Raw genomic sequence first — 23,237 nt, 5'->3', positions numbered from 1 at the left:
AGACACGTCACGGTGCCAGTTCCACCACGATCGGCAACCGTTCAATCTTCCGTCACCCATTTGGCGACGGTCATGACATCGGGCGGCTGCAGGTAGCCGCGCGGCCAGAGGTCGACCGCCCATTCCACCTTGGTGGCGCGCTCGACCAGCACGGCGGTGTTGTGCGGCGTCTGGCCGAACGAGAAGCCGCGGTAATGCGGATTGCCGACGTCGTGGAACTTGAACAGGTTCCACATCTGCATCACCAGCATCAGGCTGGTGGTGTTGCGGGTGGTGTCCCAGCAATCGTAATTGTGCTTGTCGTCGTTGGCGCGGAAATCCGCTTTCGCGACGCGCTTGTCGGTGCCGAGGATCGGCGCCATGCGACGATCGAACCAGATCACCGCCTTCTGCACGGCCGCGCGCTCGGCGGCGGCATTGGCGCGGCCTGCGGCCATGATCTTGCCGAGCGCGGCCCGGTCGGCCGCGGAGAAGTCGAGCGTCTCGCGGCGCCGGCAGACGAAGCCGTAGCAGACCGTCATCGCCGACGCCGACGGCGGATAGATCGAGACCGACGTATAGAGCTGCGCGACGCCGGCGCTGAGTTCGGCCGCATTGGTTGGAGCCGTTGCCGGCAGCAACAGCATGACCGCAGCCAACGCGCCGGCAAATCCGGCGCGCATCGTTCGTATCGGCTGATCGGTCTCTTGCATGATCGCTGCCCCAATTGGGCCGCAGGATTAACGCGCCCGGAATGCGATGCCAAGACACCAGCGGCATGGCTGTGGATCACATCGAGCAGCCGTTTCCTGTTTGCCTGTGATTTCCGCGCAACCGCCTCGCGCTCAGCCGACCGGCAGCGGCGCGTCGCGCTTGACCTCCTCCATCACGGCATAGGTTCGCGTTTCGCGCACGCCGGGCAGCGCCAGCAGGGTTTCGCCGAGGAAGCGGCGATAGGCGGTCATGTTGGCGACGCGCGCCTTGACCAGATAATCGAAGCCACCGGCCACCATGTGACACTCCAGCACTTCGGGTGCGGTCTGCACCGCCCGGGCGAACTTCTCGAACACGTCGGGCGTGGTCTTGTCGAGCAGCACTTCGACGAAGACCAGCAAGCCAAGGCCGAGTCGGTGCGGATTGAGCCGCGCGCCGTAGCCCTCGACGAAGCCGTCGCGTTGCAGCCGCTTCAAGCGCTCGCCGACCGACGTCGGCGACAGGCCGATCCGCTCGGCCAGTTCCACGTTGGCAATCCGGCCATCCCCTTGCAAAATCGAGAGGATTTTACGGTCAATCTTGTCGATATCTGTCATTTATCCGGTCTATTTGATTATCATCCGGATTTTCTAAGGCAAATCTGCTAATTTGTCTATCGAACTACGGTTCGCGCGCGCGTAGGTGTTCCCTGCGGACTTCAAAAGGAACGACCATGCCAGACCCGTCCCCCATCCCGCCGCCGTTCAGCGCGCCCTACGCGCCCGATGACGCAGCGATCGCCACCCGCCTGCGCCAGGACGCAGAGCTCGGCGCGGATCGCGAGGGGCGGATCGACCGCACGGCAACGCGCCTGATCGAGGCGATCAGGGCCAATGACGATCCGCTCGGCGGGGTCGAGGACATGCTGCGCGAGTTCGCGCTCTCGACCAAGGAGGGGTTGGCGCTGATGGTGCTGGCGGAGGCGCTGCTGCGGGTGCCCGACGCGCGTACCGCCGACCAGTTCATCGAGGACAAGCTCGGCCAGGGCGACTTCGTCCATCACGAGACCCGATCGAGCGCATTCCTGGTCAACGCCTCGGCCTGGGCGCTCGGCATGTCGGCGCGGGTGATCCAGCCCGGCGAGACGCCGCAGGGCACCATCGGCCGGCTGACCAAGCGGCTCGGCGCGCCGGCGGTGCGCGCCGCGACACGGCAGGCGATGCGGCTGATGGGCAGCCATTTCGTGCTCGGCGAGACCATCGCGGCGGCGCTTGCCCGCGCGCAATCGCATACCGAGCGCGGCTCGCGCTATTCCTTCGACATGCTCGGCGAGGGCGCCCGCACCGCCGACGATGCCAGGCGCTATTTCGAATCCTATGCCCGCGCCATCGATGCGATCGGCAAGGCGGCCGGCGAAAATCCCCTGCCCGACCGGCCCGGCATATCCGTGAAACTCTCGGCGCTGCATCCGCGCTTCGAGGCGGTGAGCCGCGCGCGGGTGATGACCGAGTTGGTGCCGCAGCTGGTCGATCTGGCGCACCGCGCCAAGGCGTATGATCTGAACTTCACCGTCGACGCCGAGGAGGCCGACCGGCTGGAATTGTCGCTCGACGTCATCGCCGCGGCGTTTGCCGATCCGTCGCTCGCCGGCTGGAACGGCTTCGGCCTTGCCATCCAGGCCTATCAGAAGCGCGCCGGTGACGTGATCGACTATGTCGCGACGCTGGCGCGCGGCCTGAACCGCAGGATGATGGTGCGCCTCGTCAAGGGCGCCTATTGGGACACCGAGATCAAGCGCGCGCAGGAGCGCGGCCTCGACGGTTATCCGGTGTTCACCCGCAAGGCGATGACCGATCTCAACTACGTCGCCTGCGCGCGAAAGCTGCTGGGCCTGCGGCCGCTTCTGTTTCCGCAATTCGCGACCCACAACGCGCTGACGGTCGCGACCATCCTCGAACTCGCCGACGATCCCACCAGTTTCGAGTTCCAGCGGCTGCACGGCATGGGCGAAGCGCTGTACGAACAGCTGCGCAAGGACCGTCCCGAGATCGCACATCGGACCTATGCGCCGGTCGGCAGCCATCGCGACCTGCTGGCCTATCTGGTGCGCCGCCTGCTCGAGAACGGCGCCAACTCGTCGTTCGTCGCGCTGGCGGCGGACAACCGGGTGCCGATCGCGGACCTGCTGCGTCGCCCGGCCGGAATCATCAATGCCGACAGCGCCGCCACTCATCCGGGTATTCCGCTGCCGGCCGATCTCTATCGGCCACAGCGCGAGAACTCGCACGGCATCGAATTCGGCGAGCGCAAGGCGCTCGACGCGCTGACATCGGCGATCGCGGCAGAGCGCGAGGCCGCGTCCGGCGGCGTTGCACTAGCGACGACCACGCAGGCGAGCGCCGCCGTCGCCGCGGCACGGCGCGGCTTCAAGGCCTGGAACGATACGCCCGCCGCGCGGCGTGCGGCCGTGCTGGACAAGACCGCCGACCTGCTCGAGCAGCGCCGCGCGCATTTCATCGCGCTGCTGCAGAGCGAGGGCGGCAAGACGCTCGACGACGCGCTCTCCGAGCTGCGCGAGGCCACCGACTTCTGCCGCTACTACGCGGCGCTCGGGCGAGGCGTGTTCGGCGCCGGCGAAGCGATGCCGGGACCGACCGGCGAAAGCAACGTGCTGGCGCTGCGCGGCCGCGGCGCCTTCGTCGCGATCTCACCGTGGAATTTTCCGCTGGCGATCTTCCTCGGCCAGGTCACGGCAGCGCTGATGGCGGGCAATGCGGTGATCGCAAAGCCGGCCGAGCAGACGCCGCGCATCGCGGCCGAGGCCGTCGCGCTGCTGCACGAGGCCGGCGTGCCGGCGTCCGCGCTCTATCTGGTCCAGGGCGACGGCGCTGTCGGCGCCGCGCTGGTCGCGCATCCAGCGATCGCCGGCGTCGTCTTCACCGGCTCGACCGAGGTGGCGCGCGCGATCAACCGGACGCTCGCGGCCAAGGACGGCCCGATCGTGCCGCTGATCGCGGAGACCGGCGGCATCAATGCGATGATCGTCGATGCCACCGCGCTGCCCGAGCAGGTCGCCGACGACGTCGTGATGTCGGCGTTCCGCTCCGCCGGCCAGCGCTGCTCGGCGCTGCGGCTGCTGTTCGTGCAGGACGACGTCGCCGACCGCATGATCGAGATGATCGCGGGCGCCGCACGCGAATTGAAGATCGGCGAACCATCCGAGCCGTCGACGCATATCGGGCCGGTGATCGATGCCGAGGCCAAGCAGCGGCTCGATGCGCATATCGCAACGATGACGCGGGAAGCGCGCGTGCATTTCGCCGGCACGGCTCCGTCAGGCAATTTCGTCGCGCCGCATATCTTCGAATTGTCGGCGGCTGGCCAGCTGACCGAAGAGGTGTTCGGCCCGATCCTGCACCTCGTGCGCTACCGCGCCGAGAAACTCGGCGAGGTGCTGGCCGCGATCGAGGCGACCGGCTTCGGGCTGACGCTCGGCATTCACTCCCGCATCGACGACACCATCGAGGAGGTGATCGACCGCCTCCAGGTCGGCAACATCTATGTCAACCGCAACATGATCGGCGCCGTCGTCGGCGTGCAGCCGTTCGGCGGCAGCGGCCTGTCCGGCACCGGCCCCAAGGCCGGCGGCCCGCATTACCTCGCGCGCTTCGCCACCGAGCAGACGGTGACGATCAACACCGCCGCCGCGGGCGGCAACGCGGCGCTGATGGCGGGAGTGGAGTAGCCACACGGAGACCACGTAGGGTGGGCAAAGCGCAGCGTGCCCACCATCACGAGCACGGCGTGGATGGTGGGCACGGCGCTACGCGCCTTTGCCCACCCTACGAAATCTGCCCACGGATTTGCGCCGTATCGCCCTGCCCTGGCTTGGGTTGCATCGCGCCCCGTAGATGGGTCAAATGGCCGCCAGACCGGGATCATCGTTCGCGATATTCCAGCCACCGGAAAAACACCAACAAAGCGCTACGGGAGCAAGGGCACGATGGAAAAAGGCATCTTTGACGGGCTCAAGGTTCTGGACTGCGCGAGCTTCATCGCGGCGCCCGCGGCCGCCACCGTGCTGTCCGACTTCGGCGCCGACGTCATCAAGATCGAGCCGCCGGGCGCCGGCGATCCCTATCGCAATCTGCCGAACCTGCCCGGCTATCCCTCGAGCGAGCACAATTTCGCGTGGATGCTGGAGGCGCGAAACAAGAAGAGTCTCGCGCTCGACCTCACCAAGCCGGAGGCGCAGCAGGTGCTCTACAAGCTCGTCACCGAGGCCGACGTCTTCATCACCAACATGCCGCCGCAGGTGCGCGCCAAGCTCGGCATCACCTACGACCATCTCGCCCATCTCAACGACCGGCTGATCTACGCTTCGTTCACCGGCTATGGCGAGAAGGGTGAAGAAGCCAACAAGCCCGGCTTCGACTCCAACGCCTACTGGGCCCGCTCCGGCCTGATGGATCTGGTGCGCGCCGACGAGGACACGACCCCGGCGCGTTCGGTTGCCGGCATGGGCGATCACCCTTGCGCGATGGCGTTCTACGGCGCGATCGTCACCGCGCTGTTCCAGCGCGAGAAGACCGGCAAGGGCTCGCACGTCGCGACCAACCTGATGGCCAACGGCGTCTGGGCCAACGGCGTGCTGGCGCAGGCCAAGCTCGCCGGCGCGACGTTCAAGAAGCGCAAGCCGCGCGAGGAGGCGCTGAACGCGGTCACCAACCACTACAAGTGCAAGGATGGCCGCTGGCTGATCCTGTCGCTGCTCAACGAGGACCGGCAATGGCCGACGCTGGCGCGCTGCATGGACCGCGAGGATCTGGTCGCCGATCCACGCTTCGCCACCAAGGCGGACCGCCACGCCCGCTCGATTGAGCTGATCAAGATCTTCGACGAGATCTTCGCGACCAGGGACCTCGCCGAATGGCGCAAGGTGCTCGACGGCAACGGCCTCGTGTTCGGCGTCGTCGGCATCCTCGACGACATCCCGAACGACAAGCAGATGATCGAGAACGAGGTACTGGTGCGCTTCGAGAACGACACCATGCTGACCGTCAACAGCCCGATTTTCATCGACGGCGCGAAGAAGGTGCAGCCGCGCAAGCCGCCCGAAGTCGGCGAGCACTCCGACGAGATCCTGCGCCAGGCCGGCTACGACGAGGCCACGATCCGGCAGCTGCGCGCCTCCGGGGCGGTGGCATAGAAGGCGGCGCCGTCTCCGGCGTCATTGCGCCCCCCTCGCAATGACGCCCCGATCGTGCACGTAGCCCGGATGCAGCGAAGCGAAATCCGGGGAAAGTCTCGCGACCGGACGATGCCGTCCCGGATTGCGCTGCGCTCCATCCGGGCTACGCAATCCCCGAGTTAGGTTCAGCGGCTCATCCAGGACCAGACGATGGCCACGGCGATGATGCCGACGATGACCGTGAGCCCGATCGCCCAGCTGCTGACGCGGACGGCGCTGATCTTCTCGCGCTCGGCCTGATTGGCCGCGATCTCGCGGTTGCGCTGCGTGTCCTCATCGGGGGCGCTCATCGGCCGGTCTCCGCTCAAGGTCTGGGCTGATAGGTCCTGGTCGCGAACCGGACTGTAGCATCAAATAATGACGCGCAGGCGTGTCGGTTCCGGCCGAAATCACCGCCCCTTCACGAAGCACATGCCCATGCGCGAGGTCTTTCCGGCGACCTGGCAGGCCAGCCCCTCGGCGCAGCTCCAGCCGCGGAAGCTGCGGTCGGTCTCGGCCGGCTTGGCCGCCGGCAGATAGCAATGCGCGCCCCAGCCGTCGCTGTATTCGGTGCCGGCAAGCTCGGCGCTGCCGCGCAGTTGCGGCCGGTTGGCGAAGCCGCGGGAGAAATCCGGCGCCTTGCCGTCGCGGAAGCCGGCGAGGATATCGCGGCGGCGGACCTGGTCGCCGAAGAAATGCGGCGAGGCCGGCACCACCGTCGAATTCGACGGCTTCGCCGCCATCCAGTCGACGCCGGGGAAATGGAAGCCGCCGATGCCGCGGGTCTGGTGGCAGCCCGCGCAGGTGACGTCGTTGAGCCGCCGCTCGAAGCCGCCCAGTGACTGGATGTTCTGCAGCTTCGCCCCGTCGGCGGCGGCCTTCTTCAGAGCCCCGACGACGTCGCCCTCGGAGAACACCGCGTTGCCGGATGCGCCCTCGCCCTGCACCAGCCCGAACTCGGGATTCAGGTCGCCGATGTCGAAGCCGGCCGGTGTCGGCGCGACGGCACCTCGCGCGAGGAACTTGTCGGGGATCACCAGCGTGCCACGATCGAGCTCGGCGAAATGTTTGGGATCGAGCAGCCACGCCTTGAATTCGTGCCGCAGCCCATCGTCGGCAAGAATGCGGTCGCGATCGATCTGGTTCTCCATCGGCGCTTCGGCAAAGACCTTTGCCGCGCCGTCATAGTCGAACACCTTAAGCAGATAGTCGGTGCGGAAGTCGCGCACCGCCGATTTCGGTGCATGCGCGATCTGCAAATTGGTCTCGATGCGATCGATATTCCGGTCACTGATCAGTGCAAGCGGGCCGTCCTTGCCGATGAGTTGTTCCATCGTCGGCGATGCGCTGCCCGCCGCCAGCCAGCGCCGCGCGAGCTCGCTGCAGGTCAGCGCCGCATCGTTGCCCTCGCCCTTTGCCTTCAGCACCAGGTTCAGCGTCATCGGCAGGCGCTGCGAGACCGCGTTCTCGCCGATCGGCGGCACGTCGGTGCGGGTCAGGCGATAGATCAGCCGGATCTCGCCGCAACTGTCCGGTGCCACATAGGCGCGGTCCATGCGGTTGACGATGCCTGCAAGCACGAAGCGAACGTCGGCCGAGTCGAACAGGGCACGATCGAACAGCTGGAAGGCAAAGCCGTCGCCGACGCCGATGCTCTCATCCGGCAGGCTGGCCTTGTGTCGCTCGACATAGCGATTGAACTCGCCGATCAGCGCCTCGCGCACCGGCAGCATCGACGCCAGCTTGAACAGTTCGCCGTTGGACAGCGGCGCATCCGCGGACCGCTGCGGCGCCAGCATGCGGCCGAGTCCGAAGCGGCCCTGATCGAGCTCGCGCAGAATGACAGGATCGATGATCGCCGCGCCGCGCTCCAGCGCGCGGTCCTCGCCTGCGCGCGCCGACACGGCGCCGCAGAGCAGAAGGAACACAGCAAGGAGGCATCGCAGCACGCGGGTCATGCTCCACTAACACCGCGCCGCAAATCCTATTCAAGAAAAAAGGCGCTTCACATCGCGGTGAAGCGCCATTCTTTTGGCATGATCTCCTTCGGAAAACCGCGTCGCACTTTTCCGGATCATGCCCGTCTTGATCAGCCGATCAGCGCGAGACGATCAGGCCCCTGCTGGTGACGACGACCCAGCGGCCGTCCTGCTTGCGGATCGCGTCGACCCGGCCGAGACCGGGAACGGGATCGCCGGCATAGACCTCGTAGATGCCACCACGGCCCTCGATCAGCGCGCTGCCACGGCCGACGTCGCGCAGCGCCCAGCCGTCGACCACCGGCAGGCGGCCGACTTCGGGCTTGGGCGCGGCGGGCGCCGCAGCGGCGGCGGTAGCCTGCGGCGGCGCCACGGTGCCGGTCACCTCGCGGGCGGCGGCGGGCGTTGCAGCGGGAGCCGCGGCGGCCGCGGCCTGCGGCGCGCGGAGCTTGTCGACGGCCTCGCTGAGCCTGGCCAGCTTCGCCAGCGGCTCGGCCTGCGCCTTCTCGACCTTCTCGATGCGGTCGTTGGCCTTGCCGAGCTGGGCCTGGCCGGTCTTCGCGGCCTGCTCGACGCTGGCTTTCAGCGTCGCGATTTCGGATTCGACGCGGGCGATCGAGGCGTCGACCGTCTCCTTCGCCGCTGCGTCCCTTGCGGTAGCATCCTGCGCGGCCGCGACATTGCCATGGGTGAGATGGCCAAGCCCGGCGGTCGCGAGCGCGCCGCCGATCGCGCCGGCCACGGTCGCCAGCGCCACCACCGCCGCCATCGCCGCGAACCTGCGGTTGCCGGACGATTTGGCAGGCTGCTCGGGGGTCGGCTTCGACGCCGTCGCCTCGTGCTCCCAGTTGCGGTCGCCGGGGGCCATGATCATCAGCTTGCCGGGGAAACGCGGTTCCTCGCGGCTGCCGGTCTCGACCTTCGGCGCCTCCATCCGGGTCGGCTCAACCTTGGGTTCAAGCGGGGGCGGCGTGACCTTGGGCGCGTCCATGTTCGGCGCCTCCGCCTTTGCTGTGTCCGACTTTGGCACATCCGCCTTGGGGGCGGTCTCTTCCTGCTCCGGCGCGAGCCGGGGAGCCTCAACATGGGCCGCGGCCGACACTGGCTCGCTTTTCGCCGCCATTTCGGCGCCGGCTTGGCTGCTGACCGGCTCGCTCTGCTGCTCACTCACGTTTCAAAGTCTCCAGGCTGGGTTGACAATTCGGTAACTTTTATTGCTTGCGAAATCCTTACCCCCGCGCCGCATTACCCAAATTTTAGGGAGTTTTCCGGGCCGGATTTGGGCGATGCTGCCCTGCGGCAATCCGCGCCAACTCCGTTGCGCCCGCCACCAGCCCGATTAACATACCGCCAGCATCCAGCCAGAAGGCAGGCCATGACGATCGAGAAATGCATCAAGGAATTTGATGTCGATGACGTCATTTTTGAGGAAGGCTCGACCGGGCGCGAGCTGTTCGTCGTGCTCGACGGCAGGGTCGACATCGCCAAGATCGACGGCAGCAACAAGACGATCATCGTCGGCCTCGGCAAGGGCGAGTTCTTCGGCGAGATGGCGGTGATCGACGGCTCGGCGCGCTCGGCGACCGCAATCGCCGCCGCGCCCCACACGCGGGTGATGCGGATCAACCACGCCCGCTTCGTCTATCTCGTCAGCCAGCAGCCGGCCTTCGCGCTGATGGTGATGGACGCGCTGTCGAAGCGCCTGCGCGCTTCCAACGCGGTCACCTACCGAGCGGCGGCCAACCCATGAGTGACCGTCGCCCCAGCCCGTTCAAGACGCTGTTCGACAACGACGTCGCGAGCCTGATCCAGGCCGCCGACGACGTCTACCAGATCCGCTTCAAGAATCGCGCGGCGAACGCCTATCTGGTGCGCGGCAGCAAGCGCACCATCATGATCGACGTCGGACTGTCGACCAACTATCCGCACCTCGTCGCCTGCCTCGGCCATATCGGCGTCACGCCCGAGATGATCGACATGGTGGTGCTCAGCCACGAGCATCTCGACCATATCGGGGCGGCCTATCATTTCCACGGCCAGGCCTACATCGCCGCGCACCGGCTCGCCGCCAACAAGATCATGCTGCGCGACGACTTCTCGATGCTGCGCAAGATGTTCAACGAGCCGAACGTGCCGATCGACATCGACCTCTGGCTCGAGGAAGGCAATCTGATCGACCTCGGCAATTTCCGTCTCAACGTGATGTACACGCCGGGCCACACCTCGGCCTGCATCACGCTGTTCGACCAGGACAAGGGGCTGTTGTTCGCCTCCGACACGCTGATGCCCGGCGGCGTGATGGGCGGCGTGTTCGGCTCCGGCTCGATCGCCGACTACATCCAGTCGCTGGAGCGGCTGAAGGGATTGAATGCGAAGATCCTGCTGTCCGGCCACGGCCGGCTGTCCGACACGCCGCTGGACGACGTGCGGATCGCGCTGCAGCGCTCACATGCGCTGCTCGAGGACACCGCGCAATTGTTCGACGCGCTCGATGCGCGCTCCAATTTCGAGCCGATCATGCAGTCGGTTCGCGACCTCAACAAGCTCGACGATTGATCTCCCACCGCATTTGACAAATCCGCGCCCGGCCTGTTCAACGGTGGCAACAACACCAAGAACCGGGAGCGAGGACCATGAAGCTGTACGACTCGATCGGGCCGAACCCGCGCATTGTGCGCATGTTCATGGCCGAAAAGGGCATCGAGATACCCAAGCAGGCCGTCGACCTGCGCAAGGGCGAGAACCGCGAGGACGCGCATCTGAAGCGCAATCCGCACGGCCAGATGCCGACGCTCGAGCTCGATTGCGGCAACTATCTCTCCGAGATCACCGCGATCTGCGAATATCTGGAGGAGAAGCACCCTTCGCCCGCGATGATCGGGGCGACGGCTGAAGAGCGCGCGGAGTGCCGGATGTGGACCCGCCGCGTCGATCTCAACATCGCCGAGCCGCTCGCCAACGGCTACCGCTTCGGCGAGGCGCTGAAATTCTTCGAGCGGCGGATTCCGGTTGCGCCCGAAGCCTCGCCGGGGCTCAAGATGATCGCCGCCAACCGCATCAAATGGCTGAACGACCAGATGGCCGACGGCCGCGCCTACATCTGCGGCAAGCGCTTCACGCTCGCCGACATGCTGCTGTATTGCTGGCTCGATTTCGGCAACCAGGTCGGCCAGCCGCTGGACCAATCGAACGCCAACATCGTGGCGTGGTTCAACCGCGTGGGCGAGCGGGCTTCGGTGAAGGCGTAGTGCACTCGTCGTTCCGGGGCGTGCGAAGCGCGAACCCGGAACCTGGAGGTCGTGGCGCGAGATTCCGGGTTCGCGCTACGCGCGCCCCGGAATGACGGACATCAAATCACCACCGGCTGGTCCGGCAATTCATTCGGTCCGTCTGCCGCATGCGGAAAGTGTTTCGCCAACTCGCGCGACACCGCCGCGATCCCCTTGATCGCGCCCTGCTCGAACCGGCCGGCGGCGAAATCGGTTTCCATCGCGCGGCAGACCGTTTCCCAGCCAGCATGGCCGACCTTGGCATCGATGCCGCGGTCGGCGACGATCTCGACGTCGCGGTCGGCAAGCAGGAGATAGATCAGCACGCCATTGTTGTGCTGGGTGTCCCAGATCCGCAGATGCGAGAACACATCGAGCGCGCGCTCGCGCGCCGGCTGGTTGCGGAACAGCGGCACGCCGTCGAGCGCGCCCTCGACGACGAAGCGGACCTGGCCGGCATGCGTGGCCTCGCCGGCCTTGATCGCCCGCTCGATGGCCGCGAGCACGCGCGGCGGGAAATCCCGCCGCACCTTCCAGCGGTGTTCGACGAGGTGCCTGGTGATGCGCTTGATGCTCATGTGCCTACCAGCTCCCCGAGGCGCCGCCGCCACCAAAGCTGCCGCCTCCGCCGCTGAACCCGCCGCTGCTGCCCGAGCTCGAGCCGCCGCTCCAGCCGCCGCCGGACCAGCCGCCGGGAGAACTGCCGCCGCGGCGATAAGGTCCCGAGCCGACCACCGGCCCGCCGAAATTCAGCCCGCCGAAGATCAACGCCGCAACGAAGCCGAACAGTCCCACCAAGACTGCGGTGGCAAGCGAGCCGACGGCTATCCAGGCGAACACGCCGACGACGCCCCCGGTCGCGACCGAACCCAACAGCCGCCCAAGCAACCCGCGCAAAAAACCCGCCACGATGATCACGGCGAAGATCGCGACCGGATTGGCGAGATCGACGAGGTTCGGCGCCTGCCAGTGCTCGGGCTCCGGCGCCGGCAGCTTCTCGCCATTGACCAAACGGATCATCCGGTCGACGCCGGCCGAAATGCCGCCGGCGAAATCGCCGGCCTTGAATTTCGGCGTGATGTCCTCGTCGATGATGCGGTGGGTGACGGCATCGCTCAGCACGCCTTCGAGGCCGTAGCCGACCTCGATGCGCAAGCGCCGGTCGTTCTTGGCGACGACCAGCAGCGCACCATCGTCGATCTTCCTGCGCCCGATCTTCCAGGCTTCGGCGACGCGGATCGAGAACTGCTCGATGGTCTCATCGCTGATGGTCGGCACGATCAGCACCGCGATCTGGCTGCCCTTGCGGGTCTCCAGATCCTTGAGCTTGTCGGTCAGCGCAGCGATATCACCCGACGACAGCGTCCCGGTCTGATCGACGACGCGGCCGGTGGGCTGCGGCACTGCGACCTCGGCCAGGGCCGGGCAGACGAAGCCTAGCAGCAAAGCGAGCAGAATGACGCGCGCGGCAGCCATCGCGATCGGATCGCGCGCCGCTACTTGGACGGCGCCGGCGCCGGATTGAAATCGACCTTGGGCGCGGTCGAAATCTCCTTCTCGTTCTCGACGCTGAAGTTCGGCTTCTCCTTGTAGCCGAACATCATCGCGGTGAGATTGTTCGGGAAGGTGCGGATGTCGACGTTATAGTCCTGCACCGACTTGATGTAGCGGTTGCGCGCCACGGTGATGCGATTCTCGGTGCCTTCGAGCTGCGCCATCAGGTCGCGGAACAGCGCGTCCGACTTGAGCTGCGGATAGTTCTCGGTGACGACCAGCAGCCGCGACAGCGCGCTGGTGAGCTCGCCCTGCGCCTGCGTGAACTTCTGGAACGCGGCTGGATCGTTCAGCACCTCGGGCGTCGCCTGGATGCTGCCGACCTTGGCGCGCGCATTGGTGACGCCGAGCAGTACATCCTTCTCCTGCTGCGCAAAGCCCTTCACCGAGTTGACGAGGTTCGGCACGAGATCGGCGCGCCGCTGGTACTGGTTGACCACCTCCGACCAGCTCGACTTGACCTGTTCGTCATTGGTCTGGATCGCGTTATAGCCGCAGTTGGTCAGGCTCAACGTCGCCAGCGCTGCCAGCACGGTCCAAAGCTTGCGCATGAATGTCCTCCCGGTGGAATTCCACGACACGGTAGCAGATCACTTTCGCCGGGTAATCCATCTTCTCCCGTCATTCCGGGGCGATGCGCGAGCATCGAACCCGGAATCTCGAGATTCCGGGTCTGGTGCTAGCGCACCATCCCGGAATGACGGGAATCAATTGGCCCTTGCCTAGCGCGCACCCGGCCGTTCATCATGGCAACAAAATCGATCGAGCAAAAATCGATCCCGGGAGGATCCATGGCGTCAGGACAATTCGAGACGATCGTCGTCGAGCGGCCGGAGAGCGCGATCGCGCGCATCGTCATGAACCGCCCCGAGGCGCGCAACGCCCAGAACCTGCAGATGACCTACGACCTCAACGCCGCCTTCGACCAGGCGGTGCAGGACGACGCGGTCAAGGTCATCATCCTCGCCGGCAACGGCCCGCATTTCTCCGCCGGGCACGACCTGCGGCCGGCGGGTAAGAACCAGGCCGGCGTCGATTTCCCGCCAGTCGGAAATTGGGGCGGCTTCGCCGAGCCGAACGCGCACGGCCGCTTCGCGCGCGAGCAGGAGATCTACCTGCAGATCACCCGGCGCTGGCGCAATCTCGCCAAGCCGACCATCGCCGAGGTGCACGGCAAGTGCATCGCCGGCGGGCTGATGCTGGCCTGGGCCTGCGACCTGATCGTCGCCAGCAACGACGCCGAATTCTGCGATCCCGTGGTGACGATGGGCGTCTGCGGCGTCGAATGGTTCGTGCATCCCTGGGAACTCGGCGCGCGCAAGGCCAAGGAGATGCTGTTCACTGCCGACGTCTGGAGCGCCGACGAGGCGCATCGCCTCGGTATGGTCAACCACGTCGTGCCGCGCGAAAATCTCTCCGCCTTCACGCTGGCGCTGGCGCGCAGGATCGCGGCCAAGCCGGCCTTCGCGCTCAAGCTCTCCAAGGAAGCGGTAAACCGCACCACTGACATCATGGGGCAGCCGGCCGCGATCGATCAGGCCTTCGCGCTGCATCAGCTCTGCCACGCCCACAATCTGCAGGAATTCGGCATGGTGGTGGACCCCGCCGGCCTGCACCCTTCCGTCAAGAAAACCGCCAACGTGAAGTAGACCAGATGGACCTCACTCCCAGCGACGAGCAGCGCCTGCTGCGCGAAAGTGCCGACCGCTTCGTGGCGGAAACCTTCACCGCCGATCACCGCAAGAAAGCTGCGAACGATCCGCTCGGCTTCTCGCCCGCGATCTGGAAGCAGTTCGCCGAGCTCGGCTGGCTGGCGCTGCCGATCAGCGAAGCGGACGGCGGACTCGGCGGCGGCGCGATCGAGATCGGCATTCTGATGGAGGCGTTCGGACGCGGGCTGGTGTCCGAGCCGTTTCTCTCCACCGTGGTGCTTGGCGCCGCGCTGGTCGCCGAATGCGGCACTGAAGCGCAGAAGCAGGCGGTCCTGCCGAAGGTCGCGGAAGGCGCGCTCTATCTCGCCTTCGCGCATTCGGAGCGCGCCGCGCGCTTCGATCTCGCGCATGTCGATACGACCGCCACGAAGACCGCCGACGGCTTCCGATTGAGCGGCAGCAAGGTCGCCGTGCTCGATGGCGCCGCCGCCAACCAGATCATCGTCTCCGCCCGGATCGCCAACGCCAACGGCGCATCCGGCAAGCTCGCTCTGTTCCTTGTCCCGGCCGGATCGCCCGGTCTCACCTTGCGCGATTACGCGCGGCTCGGCGGCGGGCGCGGCTGCAGCCTCGATCTGAAGAACGTCGCACTTCCGGCCGATGCATTGCTCGGCGACGGCAGCGACGCGCTGCCCGCGATCGAGGCCGTGGTCGATCGCGCGATGGCGGCGCTCGGCGCGGAGGCCGTCGGCATCATGCAGACGCTGCTCGACACCACGCTCGAATACACCAAGATCAGAAAGCAGTTCGGCCGGCCGCTGTCGGCCAATCAGGTGATCCGCCATCGCCTCGCCGACATGGCGATGCAGGTCGATGAGGCACGCTCGATGGCGCTGCGCGCGGCGCTGATGGCCGGCGCCGAACCCGTGGCACGCGGCCGCGCGGCGGCAGGCGCGAAAGCAAAGATCGGCAAATGCGCGCGCTTCGTCGCCGAGCAATCGGTGCAGCTGCACGGCGCCATGGGCGTCACCGAGGAGCTCGACATCGGCGCCTATTTCAAGCGGCTGCTCGCCTTCGACACGCTGTTCGGCGGCAGCGCCCATCATTATCGCCGCCATGCCGCGCTCAGCGGCCGGCAGGCCTGCTAATCCGGTCGAGGCAACATGCTCGCCCGAACCATACTTCTCAGTTCGCTGCCAACCCCGTTTTTGGCGTGCGCGTATTGGCACTACAAGGTCTTCACCTTGTACAAGCAACTCGGACCTCGAGTCCGAAGCCTTGGCTATTACTGGTTCTCCACGCAAGTCCAGACGCCAAGTCTCGCAACACAGCTATTCGGCACCGTTGATTTTTCTAGCTATCTCTCGAAGGACGACCTCGCGCACGTTGCCTTGGTACGCCGCAATGTGCGCGTCGTGCATGTCGTGGTCGCACTCTGGATGATAGTTGCAGTCGCGCTGTTCTGTCTTCCGGCGCTTGGCGACAATCCAACATGACGAATTAGACGGAGCGCAAGATGGATCTCACTTTCAGTGCCGAGGAACGCGCCTTCGAGCAGGACGTGCGCGATTTCATCTCAGCCAATCTGACGCCGGAGATGAAGCGCGCCACCGCGCTGACGCCGTCGGTGTTCTCCGACCCCGACATCGGCATGGCCTGGCAGCGCGCGCTGCATCGGAAAGGCTGGGGCGCACCGGGCTGGCCGGTCGAGCACGGCGGGCCGGACTGGACGCCGGCCCAGCGCTGGATCTTCGAGGCCGAAAGCGCCCGCGCCGGCGTGCCCAATGTCAACGTGATGGGCGTGAAGATGGTCGGTCCCGTCATCATCGGCTTCGGCTCGCCGGAGCAGAAGAACTTCTATCTGCCGCGGATTCTTTCCGGCGAAGACTATTGGTGCCAGGGCTATTCCGAGCCTGGCTCTGGCTCGGACCTCGCCTCGCTGAAGACCCGCGCGGTGCGTGACGGGGACGACTACATCATCAACGGCACCAAGATCTGGACCACGCATGCGCATCACGCCAACCGCATGTTCGCGCTGGTGCGCACCAATGACGGCGAGCGGCAGCAGGACGGCATCAGCTTCATCCTGATCGACATGAAGACACCCGGCATCACGACGCGGCCGATCCTGACCATCGGCGGCGATCACGAGGTCAACCAGGTGTTCTTCGACGACGTCCGCGTGCCCGTGGCCAACCGCGTCGGCGAGGAGGGCAAGGGCTGGACCTACGGCAAGTACCTGCTCGAATTCGAGCGCGGCGCCGGCATCGCGTCGGCGAAGCTGCGCGAGGCGCTGCGGACGATCGCCGAGCTCGCGGAATCCGACGTCACCGGCCGCGCCATCGAGGACCCCGACATCGCGCTGCGGATGTCGGAAGTCGAGGTCGACATCGATGCGCTCGAAATGACCGAGCTGCGGGTGCTGTCGGCGTTGCAGACCGGACAGAATCCCGGCGCAGTGTCGTCGGTGCTGAAGCTGCGCAACAGTGAAATCCGCCAGGCCGTGACACGGCTCGGCGTCGACGTGATCGGCAATGACGGCCTCGCCGTCGAGCCGGCGCGGCCGTTCTACAAGTTGAACCACGAGCCGGCGATCCCCGAGGAGCTGCTGCCGGTGGTGCCGGAATATCTCAACGGGCGGGCCTATACGATCTTCGGCGGATCGTCGGAAATCCAGCGCGAGATCATCGCGAAGATGGTGTTGGGGTTGTAAACCCGTCGTTCCGGGGCGATGCGAAGCATCGAACCCGGAACCTCGAGATTCCGGGTTCGCACTGCGTGCGCCCCGGAATGACGCGCTCAGGGTGCGCCGCTTAAGCCGCCCCCACCTTCGCATCCCGGATCGCCTGCCAGATCTTCACCGGCGTCAGTGGCGTATTCAGCTGCTTGATCCCCACCTCGCTCAGCGCATCCATCACGCCGTTGGTGATGCAGGGCGGGCCGCCGATCGCGCCCGACTCGCCGCAGCCCTTCGAGCCCAGCGGGTTGGTCTTGCAGGGCGCTGAGCCGTCGAGCGTCACCGAGAGCGGCGGAATGTCGCCGGCGCGCGGCACGCAGTAATCCTGATAGCTCGCGGTGAGCAGCTGGCCCTCTTCGCTGTAGGCGACGCCCTCGTAGAGCGCCTGGCCGATGCCCTGCGCGACGCCGCCATGGATCTGGCCGGTCACCAGCATCGGATTGACCGCGACGCCGACGTCGTCGACCGTGGTGTAGCGCACCACCCGCGTAACGCCGGTCTCGGGATCGATCTCGACCTCGCAGATATGGGTGCCGTTCGGCCAGCTCGGTCCGTCGACCTCGCCTTCGCTGTCGACCGAGAGCTTTGCGCCGGTCTCCTTCTTCGCGATCTCGAACAGGCTGATGCGCTTGTCGGTGCCCACGACCGTGAGGAAGCCGTCGCGATACTCGATGTCCTCGATGGCGGCTTCCAGCAGGTTTGACGCCTTCTCGCGCGCCTTGGTGATCATGTCGCTGGAGGACACCGCGACCGCGGTGCCGCCGACGAACAGCGAGCGCGAGCCGACGCTGCCGAAGCCGGTGGCGAGGTCCGTGTCGCCCTGCACCACGTCGATCTTGTCCATGGCGATGCCGAGACTCTCGGCGATCATCTGGGTGTAGGTGGTCGCGAGGCCCTGCCCCATCGCCATGGTGCCGGAATGCAGGATGATGCGGCCTTCGGCGGTGGCGTGCAGCGAGACCTTTTCCGTGTGGGCGCGGCCGCCGGTCCATTCGATGTAGCTGGTCAGGCCGCGGCCGTAGAGCAGGCCCTTCTTCTTCGCCGCCTTCTTGCGCGCGGCAAAGCCGTCCCAGTCGGCGAGTTCGGAGGCACGCTGCAGCATGTGCGCGAAGGCGCCGGAATCATAGACCTGCCCGACCGCGTTGGTGTAGGGCAGCTGCGCCGGCTTGATGTAGTTCGCCTTGCGGATGGCGCGCGGGTCCATGCCGATCTGGCGCGCGGCGGCATCGAACAGACGCTCGACGATGAACACCGCCTCAGGCCTGCCCGCGCCGCGATAGGCACCGACGGGGGCGGTGTTGGTCATCACCGACTTCACCTCGAAATGCACCAGCGGCAGATCGTAGACGCCGGTCTGCACGAACGGGCCGAGCACCAGCGGAATGATGTTGCCGGTGCCGGACGAATATGCGCCGGTGCCGCCGATCGAGCGCACCCGGTAGGCCAGCACGCGGCCCTTGGCGTCGAGCGCGAACTCGCCGGTCGAGGTGAGATCGCGGCCGTGGGTGCCGCCGACGAACTCGTCCGTGCGGTCGCCGCGCCAGCGGATCTTCCGGTTCAGCTTCGTTGCCGCATAGGCGACGATGCCGTCTTCCGGATAGAGGCTGGTCTTCTGACCAAAGCCGCCGCCGATATCGCCGACCAATACGCGCACGCTGTCCTTCGGCCGCTTCAGGATCGATTCGGCGAGCAGGTCGCGGGTCGAGCCCGGCGTCTGCGACTGCACGTGCAGCAAGAGGCGCCCGGTCTTCTTCTCGATCTCGGCAATCGTCGAGCGCGGCTCCATCGCGGACGGCACCAGGCGCTGGCTGACGAGGTCGAGCGACACCGTGTGCGCGGCGCTCGCAAATGCTTCCTCGACCTTGGCGGCGTCGCCATAGCTCATCGCGGCCACGATGTTGTCGGGCGCGTCCGGCCAGACCGCCGGCGCGCCCGGCTTGATCGCCTCGACCGGATCGACCACCGAGGGCTTGACCTCGTAGTCGACCGCGATCGCTTCCGCCGCGGTTTGCGCCAGCACGCGCGAGGTCGCGACCACGGCCGCGACGGCCTCGCCGGCGAAGCGCACCACCTCATGCGCCAAGAGGCGCCGCGGCGGCACCGTCATCGGCTTGCCGTCCGGCCGCTTGAAGATCGCGAGCGTGGGCAGCGTGCCGATATCGTCCTTGACGAGGTCGGCGCCGGTATAGACCGCCTCGACGCCCGCCATCGCCAGCGCCGCGCTGGTGTCGATCGACCTGATGTTGGCGTGGGCATGCGGCGAGCGCAGCACGTGCAGCCACAGCGCGCCCTCCTCCGGCTTGTCGTCGATGAAATGCCCCTTCCCGGTGACGAGGCGCTGGTCTTCCAGACGCTTGACCGGCTGGCCCGCACCAAAACGTAGATTGCCGGGAAGAATGTTCATCAGAGGGTCCTTAACGTGTGAAGTTTCGGCGGGGTTTTAGCGGATTTCGCCGGCGTGGCAACTCGCCTCCGCTGCTCGTCATTCCGGGGCGATGCGTCAGCATCGAACCCGGAATCTCGAGATTCCGGGTTCGGCTCTGTGAGCCGCCCCGGAATGACCAGGTGGTGAGAGCTTATGTAACGCGCGACCCAGTCCTCAGCCCAGATCGCGCAGCGCCGCCTCGACCACCTTGCGTTGCTCGGCGGTCAACGGCGCCTGCGGCGGTACGGGGTCGCCGACATCGTAGCCCTGGAATGCGAGCCCGGCCTTGATGCAGGCGGCGAGGTTGAAGCGGGCGAAGGCCTCGTTGATGCGCCAGAGCTTGCGTTGCAGCGCCATCGCCTCGTCCCAGCGGGTGCGGCGGCAGAGATTGTAGAGCTCGACGCTTTGCCTCGGAATGATGCAGGCCGGGCCGGCCATCCAGCCATGGCCGCCGATCAGCATCACCGCGGCCGGGATATGCGCAGAGGCCGAGAACACTTTCAGGCTGTCGCCGCAGCGGTTCATGATCGACAGCAGCCGCCCGGTATTGGTCGAGGCATCCTTGATGTAGCCGATGCGCGGATGCGCGGCGAGCCGCGCGATGACGTCGAGCGTGAGATCGGAGCGCTGGAAATTCGGATTGGTGTAGATCACGACCGGAATGTCGACCGCATCGGCGATGGCGCGGAAATAGGCTTCGACCTGCGCGTCGGCGACCGGGAAATAGGCCTCCAGGATCGCGAGGATGCCGTTGGCGCCGCGCTTCTGATAGGCCTTGGCCTGCGCCACCGCGTCCGCTGTCGTCGTCGCGGCAACGCCGGCGACCACGGGCACGCGGCCCTCCGCGGCTTCGATCGTGGTCTGCACCACCTGCATACGCTGGGCGTTGTTGAGATAGGCGAACTCGCCGGTCGAGCCGAGCGGCGTCAGGCCGTGCACACCGGCCTTGATCAGATCGTCGCAGAGCCGCCCCAGCACCTCGGTGCGGATGTGGCCGGCGGGATCGACCGGGGACACCAGATACGGAAAGACGCCGTGGAAATCAGCCATGTGCGAGCCTCGTTGACGGCGAGACATAGTCGGGATCGTGCGCGAAGGGAAGCGGCGCATCCCTGCGCAGGGCGTCCAGCACGGCGGCGAAATCGGTCGTTGCGCGGAAGCCGAGCAGCCGTTCGGCCTTGGCGGGATCGTAGATCCTGCCGATCGATTCCGGCAGCCGCCAGCCGCGCCGCGCGAACAGCGCCGGGGCATCGGGGAAATGCCGCGCGATCACGGCGGCCGCATCGCTCTTCAGCGCAGCGACGTCGCCGCGCGCGAACGGCGTCGGCGCGCTGATCACGAACACCTCGAAGCCGCTGATGCGCTCGAGTGCCACGACATGGGCATCGGCGGCGTCCTCGACCGTCAGGCGGCGATACAGCAGCTCGGTCGCTTTCAGGTTCTCGCCGTGGGTGTCGCGGATGGTGTCGTCGTCTTCCGGAAAGAAGCGGCTGGCGCGCAGCACGGCGCAGTTCAGACCGTGGTCCTTGCTGAACAGCCGGCACAGTCCCTCGGCGGCGAGCTTGGTGATGCCGTAGATGTTGCGCGGCTCGAGCGGGCCTGCATTCTCGTCGAGCCAGACGGCGTGGGCGCCCTCATCGTCGCGGATCGCCTGCGAGATCATCAGCGACGTGGTCGAGGTGAAGACGAAACGATCGTGGCCCGCGGCCACCGCCGCCTGCAGCAGATTGAGCGTGCCGGTGACGTTGACATCGACAAACGCCTGCGGCGCGAACCGCGCAATATCCGGCTTGTGCAGCGCGCCGGCATGGATCACGGCCTCGATGCCGTGCGCGGCGAACGCGCGATCGACCACGGATCGCTCGGCCACCGAGCCGACGATGTCGGTCGCCTCGCCCGGAACCACGTCGAGGCCGACCACGCTGTGGCCCGCTCGCCGCAGCCGCGGCGCGAGGAAACGGCCCAGCCAGCCGGAGGAGCCCGTCAACAAGACACGCATGACGTCCGCCCGGCCCGCCTCTTCAGAACGCCTTGGCGATCGCGGCTCGCGCGTCGCCCTGGATCTGCTTCAGATGATCCGGCCCGCGAAAACTCTCGGCGTAGATCTTGTAGACGTCCTCGGTGCCGGAGGGACGGGCGGCGAACCAGCCGGAGGCGCTCTCGACCTTGATGCCGCCGAACGGCTGGTCGTTGCCCGGCGCCTTGGTCCTGACCGCGCTGACCGCATCGCCGGCGAGGCTGGTCATGTTGAGCTGCTCGGGCCCGAGCGCCTTCAGCGCGCTCTTTTGTTTGGGCGTCGCCGCGACGTCGATGCGCTCGTAATAGGGCACGCCGAGCTCGGCGGTCAGCTCGTTGAACAATTCGCTGGGATCGCGTCCAGTCTTCGCAATGATCTCCGCCGCCAGCAGGCCGAGGATGATGCCGTCCTTGTCCGTGGTCCAGACCGAGCCGTCGCGCTTCAGGAACGAGGCGCCCGCACTCTCCTCGCCGGCGAAGCCGAAGCCGCCGCTGCCGAGGCCATCGACGAACCATTTGAAGCCGACCGGCGTCTCGACCAGCCGGCGGCCGAGCTTCTTGGCGACGCGGTCGATGATCGAGCTCGACACGATGGTCTTGCCGATCGCGGCACTCTCGCTCCATTGCGGGCGGTGCGCGAACAGATAGGCGATCGCGGTGGCGAGGAAATGGTTCGGGTTCATCAGCCCGTTGGAACGCGTCACGATGCCGTGGCGATCGGCGTCGGTGTCGTTGGCGAAGGCGACGTCGAACCGGTCGCGCATCCCGATCAGGCTCGCCATCGCATAGGGCGACGAGCAGTCCATCCGGATCTTGCCGTCCCAGTCCGCGGTCATGAAGCGGAAGGTCGGATCGACCGCGTCGTTGACCACCGACGCGTTGATGCCGTAGCGATCGATGATCGGCTGCCAGTAATGCACCGCCGCGCCGCCGAGCGGATCGATCCCGATCTTCACCCCGGCGGATTTGATCAGCGCGAGATCGACGGAGTTGCCGAGGTCGGCGACATAGGGCGTGATGTAATCGTGCAGATGCGTGGTCGCGGCCTTGCGCGCGCGGTCATAGGGCATCCGCGCGACGCCCTTGAGGCCGGCCTCGATATAGCGGTTGGCGTTCTTCTCGACGACGCCGGTGACGTCGGTATCAGCGGGGCCGCCATGCGGCGGATTGTACTTGTAGCCGCCGTCCTCCGGCGGGTTGTGCGAGGGCGTGATGACGACGCCGTCGGCAAGACCCGAGCTGCGTCCCTTGTTGAAGCTCAGGATCGCGTGCGAGATCACCGGCGTCGGGGTGTAGCCGCCCTGCGCGTCGATCATGATCTCGACGCCGTTGGCGGCGAACACCTCCACCGCGCTCGCCAGTGCCGGCTCCGCCAGTGCATGCGTATCGATGCCGATGAACAGCGGCCCGGTCAGGCCTTTCTCCCGGCGATAGTCGCAGATCGCCTGCGTGGTGGCGAGGATATGGTCCTCGTTGAACGAGTTCTTCAGCGACGAGCCGCGATGGCCGGAGGTGCCAAACGCGACGCGCTGAGCCGGATCGCTCGCATCGGGCTTGCCGGCGAAATAGGCCGTGACCAGCCGCGGCACGTTGGCGAGCAAGGCAGGATCGACGGGTTTGCCGGCGGCGGGATTTGGTGCAGTCACGTGACCTCACATATCTTTCACGAAGAGATCTCTTTCAGGAAGAGATCGCCCGATATC

The 23,237-nt window shown here is 66.5% G+C and carries 21 protein-coding genes; 9 read left to right on the top strand and 12 right to left on the bottom strand.

From position 1 onward, the window contains the following. Positions 1–41: 41 nt before the first annotated feature. Together JQ633_RS23920 and JQ633_RS23915 are read right to left on the bottom strand one after the other, a co-directional pair. Positions 42–662, bottom strand: coding sequence for a hypothetical protein (locus tag JQ633_RS23920; protein ID WP_211987616.1), 621 nt, complete (start codon positions 660–662; stop codon positions 42–44). A gap of 162 nt (positions 663–824) precedes the next feature. Next, the gene (locus JQ633_RS23915; RefSeq protein ID WP_176529485.1) at positions 825–1,289 is read right to left on the bottom strand and encodes an Lrp/AsnC ligand binding domain-containing protein; all 465 of its coding nucleotides are present in this window, start codon (positions 1,287–1,289) and stop codon (positions 825–827) included. A 116-nt stretch (positions 1,290–1,405) separates the two neighbouring features. Between JQ633_RS23915 and putA the strand changes: the two genes are divergently transcribed. Then, the gene (putA, locus tag JQ633_RS23910; RefSeq protein WP_211987517.1) at positions 1,406–4,417 is read left to right on the top strand and encodes a bifunctional proline dehydrogenase/L-glutamate gamma-semialdehyde dehydrogenase PutA; all 3,012 of its coding nucleotides are present in this window, start codon (positions 1,406–1,408) and stop codon (positions 4,415–4,417) included. A 258-nt stretch (positions 4,418–4,675) separates the two neighbouring features. After that, the gene (locus JQ633_RS23905; protein WP_211987516.1) at positions 4,676–5,881 is read left to right on the top strand and encodes a CaiB/BaiF CoA transferase family protein; all 1,206 of its coding nucleotides are present in this window, start codon (positions 4,676–4,678) and stop codon (positions 5,879–5,881) included. A 167-nt stretch (positions 5,882–6,048) separates the two neighbouring features. Here JQ633_RS23905 and JQ633_RS23900 read toward each other — a convergent pair whose 3' ends face one another. The 3 genes from JQ633_RS23900 to JQ633_RS23890 all read right to left on the bottom strand — a co-directional run bounded on the left by JQ633_RS23900 (position 6,049) and on the right by JQ633_RS23890 (position 9,052). Beyond that, positions 6,049–6,213, bottom strand: coding sequence for a hypothetical protein (locus JQ633_RS23900; protein WP_211987515.1), 165 nt, complete (start codon positions 6,211–6,213; stop codon positions 6,049–6,051). A gap of 99 nt (positions 6,214–6,312) precedes the next feature. After that, a complete protein-coding gene (locus tag JQ633_RS23895) occupies positions 6,313–7,860 on the bottom strand; it encodes a hypothetical protein (RefSeq protein WP_211987514.1) in 1,548 nt (515 codons plus the stop codon). A 139-nt stretch (positions 7,861–7,999) separates the two neighbouring features. Beyond that, positions 8,000–9,052 (bottom strand): hypothetical protein, encoded by a 1,053-nt coding sequence (locus tag JQ633_RS23890; RefSeq protein ID WP_433995683.1) that lies wholly within the window; start codon positions 9,050–9,052, stop codon positions 8,000–8,002. Between the two features lie 204 nt (positions 9,053–9,256). Between JQ633_RS23890 and JQ633_RS23885 the strand changes: the two genes are divergently transcribed. The 3 genes from JQ633_RS23885 (at position 9,257) to JQ633_RS23875 (ending at position 11,129) form a co-directional block, all read left to right on the top strand. After that, the gene (locus tag JQ633_RS23885; protein ID WP_211987513.1) at positions 9,257–9,631 is read left to right on the top strand and encodes a Crp/Fnr family transcriptional regulator; all 375 of its coding nucleotides are present in this window, start codon (positions 9,257–9,259) and stop codon (positions 9,629–9,631) included. Beyond that, positions 9,628–10,437, top strand: coding sequence for an MBL fold metallo-hydrolase (locus JQ633_RS23880; protein ID WP_211987512.1), 810 nt, complete (start codon positions 9,628–9,630; stop codon positions 10,435–10,437). The genes JQ633_RS23885 and JQ633_RS23880 overlap by 4 nt, the downstream gene beginning before the upstream one ends. Positions 10,438–10,514: 77 nt before the next feature. Next, positions 10,515–11,129: a glutathione S-transferase family protein gene (locus JQ633_RS23875; RefSeq protein WP_211987511.1), complete on the top strand. Its 615-nt coding sequence runs from the start codon at positions 10,515–10,517 to the stop codon at positions 11,127–11,129. A gap of 101 nt (positions 11,130–11,230) precedes the next feature. On the opposite strand, the gene JQ633_RS23870 is transcribed toward JQ633_RS23875, so the two are convergent. The 3 genes from JQ633_RS23870 to JQ633_RS23860 are packed head-to-tail and all read right to left on the bottom strand — an operon-like array spanning position 11,231 to position 13,255. Further along, on the bottom strand, positions 11,231–11,728 hold the full coding sequence (locus JQ633_RS23870; protein ID WP_211987510.1) for a TPM domain-containing protein: 498 nt from the start codon (positions 11,726–11,728) through the stop codon (positions 11,231–11,233). A gap of 4 nt (positions 11,729–11,732) precedes the next feature. Continuing rightward, complete coding sequence (locus JQ633_RS23865; protein WP_211987509.1) at positions 11,733–12,626, bottom strand: TPM domain-containing protein; 894 nt, start codon at positions 12,624–12,626, stop codon at positions 11,733–11,735. A gap of 20 nt (positions 12,627–12,646) precedes the next feature. Further along, positions 12,647–13,255 (bottom strand): LemA family protein, encoded by a 609-nt coding sequence (locus tag JQ633_RS23860; RefSeq protein ID WP_211987508.1) that lies wholly within the window; start codon positions 13,253–13,255, stop codon positions 12,647–12,649. 240 nt (positions 13,256–13,495) lie between these two features. Between JQ633_RS23860 and JQ633_RS23855 the strand changes: the two genes are divergently transcribed. The 4 genes from JQ633_RS23855 to JQ633_RS23840 are packed head-to-tail and all read left to right on the top strand — an operon-like array spanning position 13,496 to position 17,069. Beyond that, a complete protein-coding gene (locus JQ633_RS23855; protein WP_211987507.1) occupies positions 13,496–14,353 on the top strand; it encodes an enoyl-CoA hydratase in 858 nt (285 codons plus the stop codon). Between the two features lie 5 nt (positions 14,354–14,358). Next, positions 14,359–15,504: an acyl-CoA dehydrogenase family protein gene (locus JQ633_RS23850; protein ID WP_211987506.1), complete on the top strand. Its 1,146-nt coding sequence runs from the start codon at positions 14,359–14,361 to the stop codon at positions 15,502–15,504. 15 nt (positions 15,505–15,519) lie between these two features. Next, positions 15,520–15,852 (top strand): hypothetical protein, encoded by a 333-nt coding sequence (locus JQ633_RS23845; protein WP_211987505.1) that lies wholly within the window; start codon positions 15,520–15,522, stop codon positions 15,850–15,852. Positions 15,853–15,872: 20 nt separating this feature from the next. Beyond that, entirely contained in the window at positions 15,873–17,069 is a 1,197-nt protein-coding gene (locus JQ633_RS23840) for an acyl-CoA dehydrogenase family protein (protein ID WP_211987504.1), read from the top strand. A gap of 100 nt (positions 17,070–17,169) precedes the next feature. Here the strand turns inward: JQ633_RS23840 and JQ633_RS23835 are convergent, their stop codons facing one another. The 4 genes from JQ633_RS23835 to pgm form a co-directional block, all read right to left on the bottom strand. Continuing rightward, positions 17,170–19,497, bottom strand: a complete 2,328-nt coding sequence (locus tag JQ633_RS23835) for a xanthine dehydrogenase family protein molybdopterin-binding subunit (RefSeq protein ID WP_211987503.1) — start codon at positions 19,495–19,497, stop codon at positions 17,170–17,172. 195 nt (positions 19,498–19,692) lie between these two features. After that, positions 19,693–20,568, bottom strand: a complete 876-nt coding sequence (locus JQ633_RS23830; protein WP_211987502.1) for a dihydrodipicolinate synthase family protein — start codon at positions 20,566–20,568, stop codon at positions 19,693–19,695. Continuing rightward, positions 20,561–21,517 (bottom strand): NAD-dependent epimerase/dehydratase family protein, encoded by a 957-nt coding sequence (locus JQ633_RS23825; protein ID WP_211987501.1) that lies wholly within the window; start codon positions 21,515–21,517, stop codon positions 20,561–20,563. Before JQ633_RS23825 ends, JQ633_RS23830 begins: the two co-directional genes overlap by 8 nt. A gap of 22 nt (positions 21,518–21,539) precedes the next feature. Next, entirely contained in the window at positions 21,540–23,180 is a 1,641-nt protein-coding gene (pgm, locus tag JQ633_RS23820) for a phosphoglucomutase (alpha-D-glucose-1,6-bisphosphate-dependent) (RefSeq protein WP_211987500.1), read from the bottom strand. Positions 23,181–23,237 lie beyond the last annotated feature (57 nt).

Source organism: Bradyrhizobium tropiciagri (assembly GCF_018130505.1).
GTDB classification, from domain to species: Bacteria; Pseudomonadota; Alphaproteobacteria; order Rhizobiales; family Xanthobacteraceae; genus Bradyrhizobium; species Bradyrhizobium tropiciagri_B.
This window is presented reverse-complemented; position numbering and strand designations above follow the sequence as displayed.